The 18,457-nt window shown below is 34.8% G+C and carries 13 protein-coding genes and 2 pseudogenes; 11 read left to right on the forward strand and 4 right to left on the reverse strand.

From position 1 onward, the window contains the following. Positions 1 to 24: 24 nt before the first annotated feature. Complete coding sequence (gene ric, locus HS129_02085; GenBank protein ID MBE7410845.1) at positions 25 to 750, forward strand: iron-sulfur cluster repair di-iron protein; 726 nt, start codon at positions 25 to 27, stop codon at positions 748 to 750. A gap of 88 nt (positions 751 to 838) precedes the next feature. Here the strand turns inward: ric and HS129_02090 are convergent, their stop codons facing one another. Beyond that, entirely contained in the window at positions 839 to 2,827 is a 1,989-nt protein-coding gene (locus HS129_02090; protein MBE7410846.1) for a hypothetical protein, read from the reverse strand. Positions 2,828 to 3,081: 254 nt separating this feature from the next. Here HS129_02090 and hisD point away from each other — a divergent pair, with 254 nt between their 5' ends. Genes hisD through HS129_02115 form a run of 5 tightly spaced genes read left to right on the forward strand, consistent with a single transcriptional unit; the run spans position 3,082 to position 10,336 of the window. Next, positions 3,082 to 4,368, forward strand: coding sequence for a histidinol dehydrogenase (gene hisD / locus HS129_02095; GenBank protein ID MBE7410847.1), 1,287 nt, complete (start codon positions 3,082 to 3,084; stop codon positions 4,366 to 4,368). A gap of 4 nt (positions 4,369 to 4,372) precedes the next feature. Beyond that, entirely contained in the window at positions 4,373 to 5,221 is an 849-nt protein-coding gene (locus tag HS129_02100) for a pantoate--beta-alanine ligase (GenBank protein MBE7410848.1), read from the forward strand. Between the two features lie 3 nt (positions 5,222 to 5,224). Further along, positions 5,225 to 8,674 carry a transcription-repair coupling factor gene (gene mfd / locus HS129_02105; GenBank protein ID MBE7410849.1) on the forward strand — a complete coding sequence of 1,150 codons (3,450 nt, stop codon included), beginning with the start codon at positions 5,225 to 5,227 and terminating at the stop codon, positions 8,672 to 8,674. 50 nt (positions 8,675 to 8,724) lie between these two features. Further along, entirely contained in the window at positions 8,725 to 9,477 is a 753-nt protein-coding gene (locus HS129_02110) for a lipoprotein LipL31 (GenBank protein ID MBE7410850.1), read from the forward strand. Positions 9,478 to 9,484: 7 nt separating this feature from the next. Beyond that, positions 9,485 to 10,336, forward strand: coding sequence for an undecaprenyl-diphosphate phosphatase (locus HS129_02115; protein MBE7410851.1), 852 nt, complete (start codon positions 9,485 to 9,487; stop codon positions 10,334 to 10,336). A gap of 132 nt (positions 10,337 to 10,468) precedes the next feature. Here HS129_02115 and HS129_02120 read toward each other — a convergent pair whose 3' ends face one another. Both HS129_02120 and HS129_02125 read right to left on the reverse strand, forming a co-directional pair. Further along, positions 10,469 to 10,786, reverse strand: coding sequence for a PilZ domain-containing protein (locus HS129_02120; GenBank protein ID MBE7410852.1), 318 nt, complete (start codon positions 10,784 to 10,786; stop codon positions 10,469 to 10,471). 82 nt (positions 10,787 to 10,868) lie between these two features. After that, on the reverse strand, positions 10,869 to 13,556 hold the full coding sequence (locus HS129_02125; protein ID MBE7410853.1) for a SpoIIE family protein phosphatase: 2,688 nt from the start codon (positions 13,554 to 13,556) through the stop codon (positions 10,869 to 10,871). A 174-nt stretch (positions 13,557 to 13,730) separates the two neighbouring features. Here HS129_02125 and HS129_02130 point away from each other — a divergent pair. From HS129_02130 to HS129_02140, 3 genes and pseudogenes are all read left to right on the forward strand, one after another. After that, positions 13,731 to 14,126, forward strand: a pseudogene (locus HS129_02130) (chitobiase/beta-hexosaminidase C-terminal domain-containing protein). Beyond that, positions 14,103 to 14,620: pseudogene (locus HS129_02135) on the forward strand (DUF1566 domain-containing protein). Before HS129_02130 ends, HS129_02135 begins: the two co-directional pseudogenes overlap by 24 nt. A 238-nt stretch (positions 14,621 to 14,858) precedes the next feature. Further along, the gene (locus tag HS129_02140) at positions 14,859 to 15,068 is read left to right on the forward strand and encodes a hypothetical protein (GenBank protein ID MBE7410854.1); all 210 of its coding nucleotides are present in this window, start codon (positions 14,859 to 14,861) and stop codon (positions 15,066 to 15,068) included. A gap of 176 nt (positions 15,069 to 15,244) precedes the next feature. Here the strand turns inward: HS129_02140 and HS129_02145 are convergent, their stop codons facing one another. Beyond that, positions 15,245 to 15,595, reverse strand: coding sequence for a DUF488 family protein (locus HS129_02145; protein ID MBE7410855.1), 351 nt, complete (start codon positions 15,593 to 15,595; stop codon positions 15,245 to 15,247). Between the two features lie 171 nt (positions 15,596 to 15,766). On the opposite strand from HS129_02145, the gene HS129_02150 reads away from it, so the two are divergent. Together HS129_02150 and HS129_02155 are read left to right on the forward strand one after the other, a co-directional pair. After that, entirely contained in the window at positions 15,767 to 16,396 is a 630-nt protein-coding gene (locus HS129_02150; protein MBE7410856.1) for a response regulator transcription factor, read from the forward strand. Between the two features lie 147 nt (positions 16,397 to 16,543). After that, positions 16,544 to 18,409, forward strand: a complete 1,866-nt coding sequence (locus HS129_02155) for a hypothetical protein (GenBank protein ID MBE7410857.1) — start codon at positions 16,544 to 16,546, stop codon at positions 18,407 to 18,409. The last annotated feature ends 48 nt before the right edge of the window (positions 18,410 to 18,457 follow it).

Here is an 18,457-nt window from a genome sequence, read left to right on the forward strand (position 1 = left end):
AAAATGAAAAGTAGGAGAAAGTAAATGATAGCTGAAGAGCTTGCTAATAAAAAAGTAAAGGATATTGTTCAAGATTATCCTTCGTTATCCGGGGTGTTGAATAAATACGGATTTGATTTTTGCTGTGGAGGAAATAAAGTCCTAAAAGATGTGTGTGTAAATAACGGTGTGAATCTTGCGGATGTAATTTCAGACATGCAAAGTGTGATAGAGTCCAGAAGCGTGAAAAAAGAAGCGGATAACTTAGAGACTTCCGAGCTTATTTCTCATATCTTGGAAACCCACCACGAATATTTGAAAGATGCCCTTCCTGAAATTGAATTTTTCAGTAACAAAGTAGCCATGAGACACGGTGAAAGACATCCAGAGTTAATAGAAATCAATCGTTTGTACACTGCATTGAAAGATGAGTTAGACAACCATTTAGTAAAGGAAGAAAATATTTTATTTCCATTGATTGGAGAAGTTGACAGTCGCAAAAAAAATCAAGAAAAAATGGAAGCAGCGCATTGCGGATCAGTAAATAACCCTATTCGAGTAATGAACTCTGAGCACGAGTCTACAAAAGAATTACTTTCCGGGATTAGAAAATTAACTAATGGGTACTACCCACCAGAGGATGCTTGCAATTCATACAGATTGTTGTACCAAAAATTGGAAGAAATGGAAACAGATTTATTAGAGCACATGAGATTGGAAACTGATATTCTATTTCCTCGTGCCTCAATATTAGAAAGTCAATTGGCTTAAATATTGCCTACTTCATAAAACTTGTTTTAGTTGATTTCTTTTCACGTTGCAAGAAATGATTAGAACAAGTTTATTTTTTCCCAGAATATTAAATTTCTAAATCAACTGTGGGATTGACAACCCCATATCTATCTACTATAACTTTAATTTGGATTTGAACTTTTTTTAATAGCTCTTGAAGCGGTTGGTTGAGTTTGTTATAGTACAAAACTGAATGAATTTGTATTTCTGAATTTTCGGAAATAGTTTGGATCGGAAATGAAACAGGGAATTTAGGTCTTTGCAAATATTCTTCTTTTGGAGATAAAAATTTTACTGCATTTTCGTTTAGAGAAGTTTTTTTAAAATAAAATGGTGAATTGTATTTCCATGAAAATCCTTTTGACAAACGGATATTCAAGTTTAGAAAATTGGACTTTGGAGAAATTTTTATTTCTTTGAGTTTATAAGTTTGGAACTTATCGTAGAAAGAATTTTTATTTTTGAAAATATTTAAATGGGTTTTGATTTTGAGTTCAGACAATTCTTTTGTTTTTAGATCCAATATTCTAATTGAGTGATTTTTTATGTCTGCAAAATATATTTTGTTTTGAAACAGAGAAATTCCTGAAGGTTCAAAAGAATTATCTTTATTGGCGTGAACTGTTTCGTCAAAATTTTTTGAATGAATGAGGGTTTTTATTTCTTTTGTAATCGGATTTAGAGTTTTAATCTTATGGTTTTGGCTGTCTGAAAAATAGATAAGCCCATCGTGATAAAATAGATCCGATGGATTTTGCAGTCTTGTTTTTGGAAAAATTCCGTCAACATCTCCTGACTCAAAAATTCCCTTTCCTGCGAGTGTATCTACTTTTTCTTGAATTAGCTTTGCCGAGCGAATAGCATTTGTTTCTCTATCTGTAAAATACAAAGTATTGTCGTGGTAGGTCATTCTGTAAGGATGAGATAAAGAGGCATCTTTGAAATTTCCGTCGAGTAGGTTGTTGTTGCCCGACCCTATAAAAAGATCGATTTCAGAAGTTTTTAAATCCATCTTCCAAATCTGGTGGTGTCCGGACATAGCGATATAGAGAGTGCCTTGTAATTCTAAAATATCTTTTGGAGAGCTTAAATTTACGTTCTTTCCGAAACCCGGAAGATGAATCGTTCTGGCTCGAGAAAAATTACCTGCAATAGTTTCTACAACCTTTTTTTCTAAATGAATTTTTCTTATTGAATGGTTTTTTGTATCAGCTACAAATAGAGACTTGTCTTTTAAAAAAATCCCCTGAGGGTGGTTAAATTCTGAGCTATCATAGTCTCCGTCTTTATTTCCAGAATAGCCACTTCCTATGGATTCTAAAATTTCACCCGATTCGATATGTATTTTAAGAATTCTGTTGTTTTTTGAATCAGACACATAAAGCAATTTTTCTTTTGCATCAATGGCTAACTTTTCTGGGAAATACAGTAGCCTCTCCGGCTCTATTGTTTTTTTTAACGGTAGAGTTTTATTTCTGTTTAGTGTATCTGAACTTTCAGAATCTTTTACGACCTCTGAAACAATCGAATCTAAACTCTGAAAAATATCTTCACCTGAAAATTGTCCGAGAATTTCTCCATTTGGGTGGATGATGATGAGTGTTGGCCATGAATTCAAATTGTAAGTTTGCCAAAGCGAAAAGTCTTTATCTATCACTACCGGATGATCAATATCGTTTAAGAGTATCGCCTGACGTACTATTTCATTTTTCTCTTTTGAATAATTTCTATCGGAGTAGATTGTGATTACGGCTAATTCATTCGACCATTTTCTTTCTATTGACTTCAAGTCTTGTAAAATATGCTCACAGTTTATGCAAGTGTAGGATAGAAAATTCAGAAAAACAACCTTGCCGAGTAGCTTGTCTTTAGTCAAAGGCTCTTTTGTATTGAACCAATCTGAATCCACCGGGAATTCTAAAGTATGGCTCGGCTCAATGTTTTTTTGAAAGGGAAAATCTCTTAACTTGATAGTTGGGATTTTATGACAAGTTAGAAAAGAAAGGAGGCATATTGATGAAATAATAAAAAATTCAGATTTTCGTTTAATGTTCATCGGTCTTCTTAGCTTTTTAAGAGTTTGATTTGGTGTGGCGATATTTCTTACTCACAAAATTTTGAATTAAAAAAAAATTAAAGACTAATAATATTAGAAATGAATATAGGCGTTCAAGGTCAAATTCTTTTATAACCTGTGTATGTTCTTTTAATAGAGTTTAAAAATATTCTTGTCTATTTTTATGAAATAGAGGCAAGTGTATTCAAGAAATTCGTTTGCATTAGGGTTTAAAAAAAATCACATGGAAAATGATGCCAATTCCAATTAGAGAAATACAAAATGGAGATTACAAATCTTGTGTTGATTTGATTCATAGGGCAAAGGATGATTTGTCTAATGCGATTCAATCTGTTATACCTATCATAGAGGATGTTCGTAAAAATGGAGATGAGGCTTTAGTTCGTTTATCAAAAAAATTTGATGGGGTTAGAATTAAAAATTTTGTAGTATTCCCTGAAGAGGAAAATCTGAGTGTTCCCCTTGAATGGGAAAAAGCATTTCATGAAGCAAAAGAAAATATCACAAAGTTTCACGAAGCACAACTCAGAAATACTTTGGAAGTTCAAATCAAAGGAAATAGACTCGGAGTCAAATATTCGCCTGTTGACAGTGTGGCAGTTTATGCGCCCGGCGGTAAGGCACTTTACCCTTCTTCTGTGCTGATGGGAGTCATCCCCGCGAAGTTAGCCGGTGTCAAAAATATACACTTGTTCACCCCTCCCGGTAAAGAAGAAACGATTCCTTTAGTTTATAAATACGCCGCAAAAATTTGTGGAGTTGATAAAATTTATACGTTAGGCGGAGCACAGGCTATCGCAGGTGCAGCTTATGGAACAGAGACAGTCTCACCAAGTGAATTTGTAGTTGGGCCGGGGAATCGATTCGTAGCCGCAGCTAAATCGTATCTTTCGGGCATAGGTAAAATCGGAATAGACAGTCCTGCCGGACCAAGCGAAGTATTGATTATCGCAGACAAAACTGCAAATCCTGTGTGGGTTGCGGCTGATCTTTTGTCTCAGGCAGAGCATGGAGAGGACTCTATTGCAATTCTTGCAACCGATGATTTGAATTTGGCAAAAAAAGTCCAAGATGAAATAGAAAAGGCTTACTTGGATAGGCCCAAGCGAGTTGAAATGAAAAGAGCCTCTATCGAAAACAATAGTTCTATCTTGGTTTTTTCTTCTATCGCAGAGTGTATCCATTTTTCTAATTTATTTGCACCTGAGCATTTAGAAATCATGACAAAAAATTACAATGAAGATTTTTTAGCAATACGTCATGCGGGATCGGTCTTTTTGGGAGAGTATTCACCAGTTGCCATGGGGGATTATATAAGCGGTACAAATCACATACTACCGACTGCGGGGCTTTCTAGAATTTACTCTTCTCTTGGAGTGGATACTTTTCTAAAGCGCATAACGTATCAGGAAATTCAAAAAGATTCTCTTGCAAATATGTACCCTTTTGTAAAAACTTTGAGCGAGATAGAAGGACTTGACGAAGAGCACGGTACGTCTGTCCAACTAAGAGCATTATAAATCTATGGAAATAGCAAGAACTGAGCGTGAATTAAAACAATCTATTCTAAAGGAAAAGTCTCTTGGAAAAAAGATAGGCTATGTTCCTACAATGGGGTTTTTGCATGAAGGACATCTTTCTATAGTAAGAAATTCTAAAAAGAAAACAGATTGTACTGTAGTGAGTATCTTTGTAAACCCTGCACAATTCAACGACCCGAATGATTTTACAAATTATCCAAAAAATGAAATCGAAGATTTGAAGAAATGTGAAATAGAAAAAGTGGATTTAGTTTACCTTCCTTCTACGGAAGAACTTTATCCGGATGGAATTCCAGAGATAGAAATAAGAATTCCAAATTTGATGAAAAATTTGTGTGCAAAGTCAAGACCCGGGCATTTTGAAGGAGTCATGCTTGTACTATCTCGTCTGTTTCACTCTATCGAACCGAATATTGCATTTTTTGGAAAGAAGGATTACCAGCAGTACATCCTCGTAAAAGAGTTTGTAAGAATGTTGAATTTCCCTATTGATATAATCGGGGTCGATACCCTTCGTGAAAGTGACGGGCTTGCTATGAGTTCCAGAAATGCAAGACTCAACTCAACCGAAAGAGAAGCAGCGTCAGTAATTTATCGTGCGTTAAAAATAGCAGAGAGCGAAATCGGTAAGGGTGAAAAAGATTCTTCCGTATTGGTGGAGATTATTCGGGACGTTATTAGCTCTTCTCCTCTATTGAAAGAAGACTATATTGAAATTGTAGATCCGACAAATCTTTCCATAATAAAAAAAATCGAAAAGAGTGCACTAATTGCTATTGCTGTATTTTTTGGAAAAGTCAGACTCATAGATAATTGGCTTATTCAATTGTAAGGAATTTATTTGCGAGATTTAGTAGAAGTTTACGGTGATAAGTTAAAGAAATCCAAAATAGTAGAAACCTTTCAACAAGATTTAAGAAAGGCTCAAATCTTTGGAGTGCCGAGGTCTTCACACTCATTTGTAGCGTCTTCTTTGTTTCAGTCAGATAAAAAAATACATAGTGTAGTTGTTGTGTCGCCACTCAATTCGGAGGCTGAATTTTTATATAGAGAATCTTTGAGCTATTTAGAATTTAAAGAAACAGCATTTTTTCCCGGCCCTGAAATTATACCTTATGAGTATTCTAAATACCCTATAGAATTAAAAAAAGACAGAATTCGATCTCTATCAAAAATCATCCAAGGGGAAAGAGTCCTTCTTTTTACATCTGTTTCCGGTTTTTTGCGATCTATTCCTGATATAGAGTCACTAAAAAAGAAATCTATTTCTTTGAAGATGGGAAAGACATACTCACAAAAAGAAATAATATCCAAGCTAAACTCCTTGGGTTATACAAGAGAAGAGAAGTGTGAGAAATTCGGTGAATTTTCGGTAAAGGGAAGCATCGTAGATATATTTACTTTTATGTATGATGAGCCATTGAGATTGGATTTTTTCGGAGATACGTTAGACGAAATCAAAACTTTTGATCCTTCTACTCAGAAGTCTATCGCTGAAAAAACAGAAGTAACTATTTTGCCTTGTGATGAGATCAGTTTAGACGAAGAAGAAAAAGGAGTTTATAACAAAAAAATAGAAAGTTTTTCGGGAAATTTGAAGAAGACTTATGAGATATTGGAAGAATTGGTATTTTTGACAAAATCTCCTTCTTCACTTTTGAATTTTTTTACTAAGCCTCCTCTAATCGTAATTCCAGACAGAAATGAGGTGAGAGAGAGGGCTTTACATACCTTTAGAGAATTTGAATCTATATACAATAAAAATAAAGAATTAAATATATGTGTTCCGCCTAACGTATTGCTATGTTCAGGGGTAGAAAAAGAAGTCCTGACAGAAAGCAGGGGAATTTGTTTTACTTCTCTTCCAAAACCAGATTCTGAAGATGGAGCACCTTTTCTTAAAATTATTAAAGTAAATTCATTCAAAGGGAAGATTCGAGAAGTCCGTTCTAAAATAGAAGAGCTTAGGAAAGAGGGCAACCCTAAATTTATTTTGACTTCTTCATTTCCGGCACAAACCGAAAGACTGAATTCGCTTTTTTCGGATGTTGGGGTAAAGATTCTAAATTCAGATTCAGAGATTCCCCGTTCGTTTGAAACTCAAAAAGAAAATTCAGATGTATTTTTGGTACTTAGTGAGCTTAGGAACGGTTTTATTCTTACAGAAGAAAATACTACAATTTGGTCTGAGAATGATATTTTTGGAAGAGCTTATAAGAGGAAAACTCGATTTAAAAAACATGCATCTCGTGCAATTGAAAGTTTTATAGATCTTCGTGAGGGAGACTATGTAGTTCATATTCATCATGGGGTTGGAAAATTTCAAAAAATAGAAAAAGTAACCTCAGACAATAAGACAAGAGATTTTTTGAAGTTAAGCTATGCAGGGGGAGATACTTTATTTGTTCCTTTAGATCAGATTTCTCTTGTTCAGAGGTATATCGGAGGAATGGAAAAACCACACTTAGATTCTCTCGGCAAAGGGACATGGAAAAAGAAAAGAGAAAGAGTGTCCGAGTCTATAAACCAACTTGCACAAGAATTAGTTGAGTTGTATGCCAGTCGAATGAAATTGAAGGGTTTCGCTTATCCTCCAGATACAGTGTGGCAGGAAGAATTTGAAGCCGAGTTTGAATTTGAAGAAACTCCAGATCAGATTTCTGCAATCGAAGCAGTAAAATCGGATTTAGAGTCAACCAAGCCGATGGATCGATTGGTTTGTGGAGACGTAGGTTACGGAAAAACAGAGGTGGCTATAAGGGCAGCGTTTAAGGTGATGATTGCCGGAAGACAGGTTATGATGATTGCACCTACTACAATTCTTTGCCTTCAACATTTTAATACTTTAGAAAATCGGTTTAAGAATTTTCCTTTGAAAGTAGAAATGGTTTCTCGATTTCGTTCTAAAACAGAGATTAAGGAAACTCTAAAAAAATTTTCACTTGGAGAGATTGATATGCTTGTTGGTACTCACGCATTACTTTCTCCTTCAGTGAAACCAAAAAATATAGGACTTCTTATTATTGACGAAGAGCAAAGGTTTGGAGTTACTCATAAAGAAAAAATCAAGAAGATGAAAAATCTCGTAGATGTATTGACCTTGACCGCAACCCCGATCCCAAGAACTCTTCATTTATCTCTTACCGGCATTCGAGATCTTTCCATAATTGAAACTCCTCCAAGAGACAGGCAGAGTGTTGAAACTTATGTAATGGAGGAAAATGAAGATATAATAAAATCTGCAATTGAAAAAGAATTAGAAAGAGAAGGACAAGTGTATTATATTCACAATCGAGTAGAGACAATAGAATTTGAAGCAGTAAAACTTTCTAAGCTACTTCCAAAAATTTCTATTGGCGTGCTCCACGGTCAACTTTCTGAAGATGAAGTAGAAGAAACTCTAATGGATTTTTATAATAAGAAATACGACGTACTTGTTACTACTACTATTATTGAATCAGGAATAGATTTGCCGAATGTAAACACAATGATTATCAATAGGGCTGAGACTTTCGGTCTGTCCCAATTGTATCAAATTCGGGGAAGGGTGGGGAGAAGTGGAAGAAAGGCTTATGCGTATTTGTTTTACAGAAAAGACAGGGCGATGACAGAGAATGCAGAAAAAAGGCTAAACACAATCCATGAATATCAAGATTTAGGTTCCGGCTTTAAAGTTGCAATGAAGGACTTGGAAATTCGAGGAGCCGGAAATCTTTTGGGTAAGGAGCAATCCGGGGATATTATGGAAATCGGATTTGACCTCTATTTAAAAATGCTGGAAGATGCAGTAGCGAAAATCAAAGGTGAAGAAGTCTTTGTTGAAACGAGGACTGCGATCAATCTTTCTACAAATTTTTATATTCCAGAATACTATATTTCTGATACCAAGCAAAAAATAGAGTTTTATAAACGTTTTGAAGGGGCGATGTCAATTGAAGAAATTGGCGAAATCGTGATAGAAATGACAGATCGTTTTGGCAGTCCTGACGAAATTGTGAATAGTTTTATACTTCAAGAAAAAATCAGAACTTTGGCATCCAACCTTGGGTTTGAAACAGTAAGCGAGGACAAAGGCTTTATTCGTTTCAAATCAGGAGAATTTTTTAAGGGAGACCCAAAGAAAATAGTAAAACTAATTTCTGCAAATACAGGGCTTTCTATTCAACCAAGCGAGCCTGGAGTATTAAAATTTTTACCAAAACACAAAAGCGAAAAAGACAGGCTTGGAGAAATTCTGCAAATATTAGAAAAAATCTATCCTGAAAAAGAATTTATCAAAAAGTAATAGACTAATTTTTCTATTTTCTTTACCTTGCAATCATTGGAAGGATTTCTATGAAACAATTTATTTACTTAGCTTTATTAACTTTTACTTTATTTGTTGCAAATTGTGGAGACGGGTCACCTGTTATAGAAACTATCGACGGGGCAAAAATCACTGTAAAGGGCTTTGAGAATTCTTATGACACTGCAATTGAAGCCATGAGTCGTATGCAAAATGTAGAGAAGAAAACTCTTGTTGAATTTATAGCTCAAAATATCGACCAAGTTCCGGAGCAGTTTAAGTCGCTAAATTTTCAATTTCAGAAAAAGAACTTTTTTGAAAATTATCGTCAGATGCTTATGGTAAAAATTGTAGCCGAAAAAACGGGTTTTTCTTCCAGAGCCGATATAAAAGAGATTTTACAACAAGTGGAAATGCAGACTCTTTCTACTCTGTATATTCAAGAACAAGTTGAGAAAAGGATTAAGATTACAGACGAGCAAGCAATGGAAGAGTGCAACAGACTCAGAGCAAAAAATAAAGAGCTTGCTGCAATGCCGATTGATAGATGCGTTATGGCGGGAAGGGGAAATCTAAAGCAAAGAGAATCTCAAAATGTACTACCAAAAGTGATTGAGCGTATTAAAGAGGGCGTAGTAATTAAGCACAATGACAAGTTTGATGTGGACGCTTATATGAAAAGCGAAATGAAGTTTGACGAGAATGGGAAAAAAATTGAAGATAAATCCGGTGTGAACGAAAAGAAAGCAGAAACTCCCGCAATTACTCCTACTGAGCCGGTTACTCCACCCGCAAAACCATAGTTTAGTTTTGAATAACTACCTGAATGCGTTTATTCGCAGTGTAATAGAATCTATCACAGAATTTTTGCCCGTTTCTTCTACCGGGCATCTATTTCTATTTTCTGCTTACTTCCCTTTTCAAGGACTTGGAGAATACTCCAACTCGTTTGAAGACCTATTCGATATTTATATTCAAAGTGGAGCCATATTTTCAGTTTTAGTTCTATACTTTCGCCATTTATTCCAAGAGTCTAAAACCGCAGGAATGTTTATTCTCGGAAAAACAGAGGACAAGCAAGGTATTCTTTTTGTTGTTTCTATAATGGTTGGTTGCCTTCCTATAATGGCCATAGGATTTCTATTTAAAGATATTCTGGATTCAATTAAGTCCAACTCTAACCTACTACTTATCTTAAGCCTTTCTTGGATTGTAGGTGGAATATTGATTCTCCTAGTCGAAAGAAAGCTGACTGCAAAAGAAGAGGTTCATTCAAATCACAACGTATCAGTAAAGCAGGCTTTTTTTATAGGAATATTTCAGTGTATAGCACTCATACCCGGAATCTCCAGATCCGCAGCTACAATAATCGCAGGTAGAAGTTTGGGTCTTTCTAAAAAGCTATCCGCAGAGTTTTCATTTTTTCTCGCAATACCGGTCCTACTTGCAGCAGGGTTTTACAAATTATACAAACACAGATCACTTCTTCAAGGTGAGTTTTTGCCAATACTTATTTTTGGGAGTTTATTATCTTTCCTGTTTTGTTTCGCTGTGATTCGGTGGTTTTTAATTTATATCAAGAAACACAATTTTCAAGTTTTCGGGTATTATAGGATTGCACTCGGTATGACTGTTATGGCTGCCTATTTTTTTAAATCTTAGTAAAAACCCTCTTCGTATGAAAACTTATACTTTTATTTTGTAAAAAATTTGATTAACGAAAAACTCTACAGGTAGATTAATAGAATTCTCTACCGGTAGTGATTTTTTTGTTTGTATATTCTTTTTTGCTATTTAGAATGAATTGATTAACCCTGTAATGCTTTTTTGAGTATCGTCGTCAACGTCCACAAAATTGATCGCTACATTGTAAGTGCCTTTTGGCTCTGCCGGGTCGCATCGAATTACCTTCCCTTTAATATTGATAGAGCCTGTGAACCAGGGAACTCTTAATGTTAAATCTAAGACCTCTCCTTTCGGGATTTCTCCATTGTGGGTGAATAATATTCCTTCTTTACTCACATTTTCACTTGTTCCGCCGCCTGCGGGAGATGGTTTGACTTCTAAAGAGAAAGTCGAACTGATTCGAGGGTATTTTCTTCTTTCTTGCATATTTACACATTTTCCTTCCAATTTTCTGAACTGCAATTATACCATATTGATTTCTATTTGCAAGTCTTTTAAATCAATTTTTTTAGAATTCTTGTGAAAATTGAGAAAGTGATCTTTGAACTTGCAATCCTTTGGTGTTTTCGGGATCCAAGGCCAGTGCTTTTTCAATCAGCTCTTTTGCACGAGAAATAACATTTAGATTTTTATAAACATCAGCCAAATTGATTAGATTTTTAACTAGGTTTGGGTTTCGTAACATCAATTGCTCCCCGTAATCCGCAGCTCGATTAAAATTCCTGCTCATTTTGTGAGAATACGAGGCATAGAGAAATGTGTCCACATTTTCAGGTTTTATCTTGAGATATTCGTCAAAGAATTTTGAAGCTTTTTCGTAATTTTTTGACTTATAGTACATTGTGCTCAACAGTTTTAGGATTTCTTCATTGTCGGAATGAATTGAGTAGGCTTTTTCCAATTCGGAAAGACCGGTTTGTATGTCCCCTGACTTGATTTTTTCTTTTCCATTTTCTATGAGACTGACAAATTCAGAAGAAAAATGTGTTTCTTGTTCAGTGAAATTTTCTTTAAAAGAAAGTCGAAGTAGTGTGAAGTCGTCTGTTAATATTCCTGAATGAAATATTTTTTCTACAGTTTCTTTTAATTTGCCCTGTCCTTCTTCTACTCGCCTTAGAAATAGGCTTTCGTCTTCATTTATAATCCTGTGCCCTTCGTTGTCTGTGCCAAGTTGTATATCGTCTCGCCCATCCGAGCCTACAAATATTACATCTCCCGGAAATAGTTGAAAAGTTTTAATGTAGAGTGATTCAGTATTGTCAGGAGTTCCGATTTTTCTTAGAACCAATTCATTTTCTAAAAAACTTGCTTTCCCGTCTCTATAGAGTGCAGTCCATGGGTGTTCAGCGTTTATGAAATACATGAACCCTGTTTCGTTGTCAACAAGCCCCATGACTACGGATATATACATTGAGCCGTTGAAAGACTCAAAAACATTTTGCAAATCTAAAAATGCTTCTTTTAACCACAGCTCAGGAGATTTATTTTTTTGAGCTTTGATTTTAGAACGAGTTAAAACTGCGTTAAATACCACTCCCATTACAAGTGCACCACCAGCTCCTTGTATAGATTTACCCATTGCATCACCGTTAGCAAATACAGTGTAATTTTTCCCGAGTAGTTCTACATTGGAAGTAATACAAATATCCCCACCGATTTCATGAGACTTATTCTTGAATTCAAAAGATTTTTTTTGCTTCACATAAAATTGGGTTTCGACAGACTCACTCGTATTTTTATTTGTAGTGAGAGGATTTAGTAAAAGAGATGTAAGAAAATAATCCCCGTCTTGCTGAACTTTTAAGGCTTGAACCTCACCTAGAGTCTGATTCAGCTCTCTTGTTCTTTCTTCAACTTTTTTTTCAAGAGAAGTGTTTAGCTCTTCTACTTCCTCGTTTAATCGTACAAATTTATTTGCAAGAATCGTAGCAAGACTCAAAATAAATAAAATAAAAGCATACCCTGTAACTCTGGGCAATACTATAATTTGCCTAGTACTCAGCACGTCTAAAATAATAGATGCGAGCATGATAAGCATACCGAAAAAAATATAAATTGCATCTATGTCTTTTTTTATAATTTTCTTAATTAGATGGGCTATCGCAAAAGATAAACTGATTAGCCAAAGTGGCTGAACTAAATTGGAGTTCACCGTATTGTAAGTATTTGTATTTGAAATGAAAAGAAAAAACAGAAAAATACTAACTTGAACTGTATCGGTTAGCTTTACAACTATATTGTATGGATATTTAAAAAGAGTTCTTATGAAATGGTAAAAAATCGGAACGAGTAAGGGGAGAATCAAATATTCAATTTTTTTTAGGTGGAAAAATTCAAATCCAAGATCGTATTTGATTTGATTTCTTAAAAATTGATAGATCACTAAAAGAAGTGTAAACAAACCAAAAAATAAATTTTCGTATTCCTTTCTTCTTCTCATAAATAGAAAAAGAAAATATCCACCGGCAGTCAGATAGATCATCAAAAGAATCAATTTAAAATATTCGGTATGGTAGAAATCTTTTTCTATAAGAAAGGAAGGACCAATCGAGGTAAAATCTTGAGTAATCCCGACCTCTCCCGGAAAATACGAACCTACTTTAATTAGCAAAATATTTTCTTTGTCTTTTTTTAATAATCCTTCCGGGATTTTATAAATTCGGATTTTATCGTAGGCTTGAGGTTTGTCCGATTGGAAATCTCCGTTTTTTCCTATAAGGACTCCATTCAAGTAGGTCTCGTCTCTATCGGAAATAATTCCTGCACGAATTGCAATTTGTTCTGTCCATGCTTTTTGAATTTTAAATTTTTTTACAACCCACAAAATTGGAACGTTTTTGTCAGGCTCTTTTTTAGATTTATAAACACTTGGAACAGTATAGACTTCCCAGCTTTCATCAATTAAACCGGAATACTTTTTAGGGTCAATTTCTTTCGTTGAGGCAAACCAAAAAGAGTTTTTGGAAGAGTTTAAAAATTGGATCGAATTGACAGATTCCAATTCTTGAGTTTCGATTGGTTTTTCATGATTGTTTTCTTCTGAATGGGTGATTCCATGTGGAATAAAAATTAGAAAGAATATAAAATATAATACCCTTGCAATTTTGTAGTCTCTATTTTTTTGAAATAAAAAATGATGCTTGAGCTCAAATTTTTTAAAAAAAAGTGAAATGAAGTTTCTAAGTAGTTTACCCATTTTTCAAACTTAATTTTTCTGTAATTTTTTGAAAAGTATTCATTTTATTGAAATGAAAAATTTAGATAAATTTTTTTATAAGATAATTGACAAGTATTTTAAACTATTGAAAAATAGGTTTTATTTTTCTTAAATAGGGAGAAAATTTAATGAAAAAGTCAGTCAGTCAGTAGAATCCACTTTTTATTTTTAGTATTTTTAACTTTTCTAGTTTTTATCCATTGCTCACCAAAAAAGAAAAATAACTCTAGTTTTTTGGCTTTATTGGGTGGGGGAAGTCAGGTAAACACTAATTCACCTACCGGAGCCGGGGAGGCTGGAGGGACAAATCCGGGAACTGTAGCTACTCCTACATTTAGCCCATCTGCCGGGAATCAAACAAGCCTTTCTAATATAAGCCTTTCTACGACAACCTCAGAGGCAACAATTTATTATACCACAGACGGAAGTAATCCCAGTGCAAGTTCGAGCCAATACACAGGCGCTCTTGTAAATACCTGGAGTCTTGCAGGCAAGACTATCAAGGCAATTGCAACTAAAACAGGGATGACTGGTAGTGGTGTCTTATCTGGAATATTTAGCTACCCACCTTTAAAAACAGGTCAGACTGTAGTTTATTCAGTAGGCGATAACGGTACAAATCAGACCGGAATTTCTAGAAGTTATACAGACAATGGAGATGGAACCGTTACGGATAACGCAACCGGACTAATCTGGCAGAAGTGTAGTGTCGGTAAAACTGGATCAGACTGTAGTGGTGGTAGTGCAAGCACAATGAACTGGGATACTGCAATAAGTACTTGTAGCGGGCTAAGTTTTGCAGGTAAGACCTGGAGATTACCATCAATGCAAGAGTTAGAAACACTGCCTGATTATGGTAAATCATCTAGCCCTGTTATAGATACAGCATATTTTCCAAATACAGCTGCTAAAACGGGTATTGGAGTTCTACTACGTTTGCGCTTGATACAAGCAATGCGTGGTACGTCTACTACAGTGCTGGCGCTGCGGGCTCCAACGTTAAGACTAATAGCTATTCTGTCCGTTGTGTTTCTGGACCCTGACTTGGTGATTTATATGATTACTATGATTAGGGTGTTTATCGAGATAGGGGTGTGGCCGTCCGTAGGGGTTGAAGATTTTTAACCCCTACGATAAGTAGAACGATTGGTCTATTGTACAATGGATAAATACGGTAGATAACCCAATCGACCTTGGACTTGATTTATATGATTTATAGGATGTGCAGGATTGGGTTGTTCAATAATGGCAACGTGAACAACAACAAGACCAATAACAACTATGTTCGTTGTATGTCTGGAGCGTAGCTATGGTTTCCATATACCCGAATGTTTTTTTAAAGAAATTCTTGGAGTAACGATTACCGATGCTGAAATTTTGGAAGAGCTTCCGCAGGAGACAGTCTCTGTGAAGCGAACAGATTATCCAGTGCTTGTCAAAGACATCAAAGGCAAAGAAGAAATTTATCTCGTAGAATTCCAAACCGAATAGTCGGACGAAAAGATAGAAGATGATTGCGAAAGATTCTGATCTTGGATTTGTGTTTGAGATTACTGGACTCACCCTTGAAGACTTGCGTAGAGAAGGTATTGTGAAATAAGACAGGAATATGTCCTTAAGAATTTACAAGTCAAAGATAATTAGGGCTTCTATGGGACTTTTTAAAATTATATCATTTGTTCTAAGAATTTTTTTAGAACAATTGCATGGTTGGAAGTTTTATTTTTTGCACTATAGAGCAAGGTGACAGTTTGAGACTTTGCAAGATTTCGAATATGCTCTATTTCTTTAGATTTACTTTTCAGCTCTTTGGTGTAAAGTTTAGAAAATTCTTTAAACAACTCGTCCTTATGATTAAACCATTTTCTTAAATTTGGAGAGGGAGCAATTTCCTTTAACCATTCGTCTATTTTTGTGTTGTTTTTTGATAACCCTCTCGGCCAAAGCCGGTCAATCAGTATCCTGAAACCATCATTTTTTTCGGCGGGGGCGTAGACTCTTTTTATATGAATATTCATAGAAAGAATATATATTTGTATTTTATACTGTTTTTTTGTTATTAAACACAGAAAAAAATAGATTTTCAAGAAATTTTTTTGAAAATCTATCAAAAATACCTAATTTGTGGTATAGACAGATTTTGGGATTTATGAAACAATCTAAATTTGACGACTTAAATTGAGTAAGAAATGTTAAAGAAAAGAAAGCCAAACATTGGAATTGTAGAAGACGACGAAAATTATAAAAAGGAAATAGAATCGATTCTTGTAAAGAAGAACAATGTATTCTCATTTCATTCTGCCGAAGAGCTTTTGCAGTATCCTCATATTTCAAAATTAGATTTGATTTATGCAGATATTGGACTTCCTAGGATGAACGGGATTGAGTTGACCGGAATTATTATCGCAAAGTTTCCAAAAATGAAGATTGTAATACTTTCTGGGATGAACTCAGACGAATTGATTTTCAAATCCATTCGATTTGGCTCCCTTGGGTTTATTCATAAATCGGACTTAAAAGACATAAACGAAATCACCGAGCAAATTCTAAAAGGTGGAGCGATTATCTCTCCTTCGATTGCAGTTCGGGTTTTGCATAGCTTTAGAAAAGACAAAGAGACAGTCGAAATCGAGAACCTAACCGTGAGAGAGAAACAGGTCTTAGACCAAATTTTAAGTGGACTGTCCACGAAAGAATGTGCTGAGTTAATGAGTCTTTCAGAATTTACTCTCAGAACCCATATTCGAAATATATACAGCAAGCTACAGGTTAAAAACAGGGTCGAGTTGATGAGAAAAGCGTCTGAGTTGGGGATTTAGTCAAAAAAACTCGGTTCAAAATTTGTGTTAAAATTTTGATTGCTACCAAAGCCAAACTACTAAAAGAAGACGAGCAAAAAAAAATATTTCTTGAAGAACAATTAAGGTATAGAAAAGTTTAACCTGTAATTTAAAAGGAGTGGAATTTTGCGAAAGGCTATACCGGTCATAATTGCATTTTTCACTTTCTTGCCCTTGGATGCAGATGAAGTCAGAAATTTTGATGAGGGCTGGGAATACAACTGGAAACGATCCATTGCTATGACTTCCAGAAAAACATCCGGTAAATTACAGGATGATGAATGGAAGCCCTATTCACTAAAAGACCAAACTCCTGAAAGACAAAATCGCAATATTTTGTGGTTAAGGCATTACATTCCGAAAACAGATTGGGAAAAATCGGCGATCTACTTTCCTTTTATCGAATTTACCTATCAGGCGTTTATTCAGGAACGCCTCGTAGCTCAATTCGGCGATATTCATACAGACGATACTTGCAGTGTAGATACATGGATTCAACACCAAATACTTTCTATTCCAAAAAATTTAGAAGGAGAATATCTATATCTGAAAGTTTGTAGCCCGTATCCAAGCATCGGGCTTGTGCATATTCCGAAGATTGGAAAGTATGAGGATTTATATTACAACCATATCGTTTCTGAAATTCCTCTACTTCTTGTTTCAGTTTTTTTTATTACCTGCTCACTTATCTCTTTCTATTTTTTTACTCGGAGGGTATCACAAAAATTACTTCTCTATTTTTCTTTTATATGTCTTGCGTTATGTATTTTGTCTATCTACCATACAAGTTTTCGTTTAGAAATCGTAAACAATAGGCTGTTTTGGACTGAATTTTTTATACTGACTGCACTGATTTTCCCTTTTATCATGATTTTATTTATTGAAAATTTGATTGGTTATGGTTGGATGAAATCTCTACAATTCATGCGTTATGCGATATTGTTATTTTTTATAATTGCAGCTCCTCTTACTCTTCTTAGGTTTGATTTTAAGTACCAGCCTCAATTCGCATTTGCTTTTTTTGTTTTTCAATTATTGAACTTGTTTGTTGTTCTTCTGAATTGTGGCATCGAAATTAGAAAAGGAAATAAAGATATGTATGTTTTAGTCGGTGGCTTTATAGCTTTGCTTTTATCTTTAGTGCCTCAGGTTTTATATGAAATCGGAATTATGAAATATCAAAAGTTTTATTTTTCGGGTGGCTTTTTTGTTTTTACTCTTGGCTTAGGTTGGATTGCAGGCAATAAATATTCAAAAGTTTACGATGAATTGCAAGACTATTCTACAAACCTTGAAAAAAAGATACAAGAGCGAGCCTTGCAAATAGAGGAAGGAAATAAAATCGCTTTAGAAAGTACGATGAAAATAGCGAAATTAGAAAAAGAAAATGCAATTATTCAGGAGAGAGAAAAAATTTTTACAGATATGCACGATCATATTGGAGCCGCTCTTTCCGATCTTACATTTCAAATTCGCAATGTAAAAGAATCTTCTAAGTTGGATCATGTCCAAAACGAGAATCTTCAGTCTGCTTTGGAAAAAGTTGTTCAAAAGTTCCGAAGTCATCTTCATGCTATAGAGGATATGAAAGTTTTGGAGTCTGACTTTATTAATGGACTCAGGTTAATAGTACTGCGACGTTATGAGTTTTCAAAACGAAAATTTCATTTTTTTTCCGATGCAAGCACTGTAGAATTCTTTATAAAACATTCTTCCCCAAGCCAAAAAGAAGCTCTTTTGGCAATTGTGTCTGAAATATGCACCAACGATTTAAAATACGGAAAAAATAATTCTGAGATACGTTTTCTAAAAAATAAAAAAAATATTGAAATCTACTTTTTTTCTGAAACAAACCACGACACAGAAATACATTTAACCGGAATGGGTGAGAAAACCATACAAAACCGAGTTTTAGAATTGAATGGCACCATAAAAACTAAAACTGAAAACCACCATTTCTTTTTAGAAATCAGACTCCCGATGTATATATGACAAAACTGTTCAGTCCTTGCGTTGCAAGAGGTGGACATCGATAGTCAA

It is taken from the genome of Leptospiraceae bacterium (assembly GCA_015075105.1).
Classification (GTDB): Bacteria; Spirochaetota; Leptospiria; order Leptospirales; family Leptospiraceae; genus JABWCC01.

Coding starts and splice junctions, on each gene's coding strand:
- HS129_02140 (MBE7410854.1), top strand. CDS start 14,859: ATGTTCGTTGTATGTCTGGAGCGTAGCTATGGTTTCCATATACCCGAA.
- hisD (MBE7410847.1), top strand. CDS start 3,082: ATGCCAATTCCAATTAGAGAAATACAAAATGGAGATTACAAATCTTGT.
- HS129_02150 (MBE7410856.1), top strand. CDS start 15,767: ATGTTAAAGAAAAGAAAGCCAAACATTGGAATTGTAGAAGACGACGAA.
- HS129_02145 (MBE7410855.1), bottom strand. CDS start 15,595: ATGAATATTCATATAAAAAGAGTCTACGCCCCCGCCGAAAAAAATGAT.
- HS129_02110 (MBE7410850.1), top strand. CDS start 8,725: ATGAAACAATTTATTTACTTAGCTTTATTAACTTTTACTTTATTTGTT.
- ric (MBE7410845.1), top strand. CDS start 25: ATGATAGCTGAAGAGCTTGCTAATAAAAAAGTAAAGGATATTGTTCAA.
- HS129_02100 (MBE7410848.1), top strand. CDS start 4,373: ATGGAAATAGCAAGAACTGAGCGTGAATTAAAACAATCTATTCTAAAG.
- HS129_02120 (MBE7410852.1), bottom strand. CDS start 10,786: ATGCAAGAAAGAAGAAAATACCCTCGAATCAGTTCGACTTTCTCTTTA.
- HS129_02090 (MBE7410846.1), bottom strand. CDS start 2,827: ATGAACATTAAACGAAAATCTGAATTTTTTATTATTTCATCAATATGC.
- HS129_02125 (MBE7410853.1), bottom strand. CDS start 13,556: ATGGGTAAACTACTTAGAAACTTCATTTCACTTTTTTTTAAAAAATTT.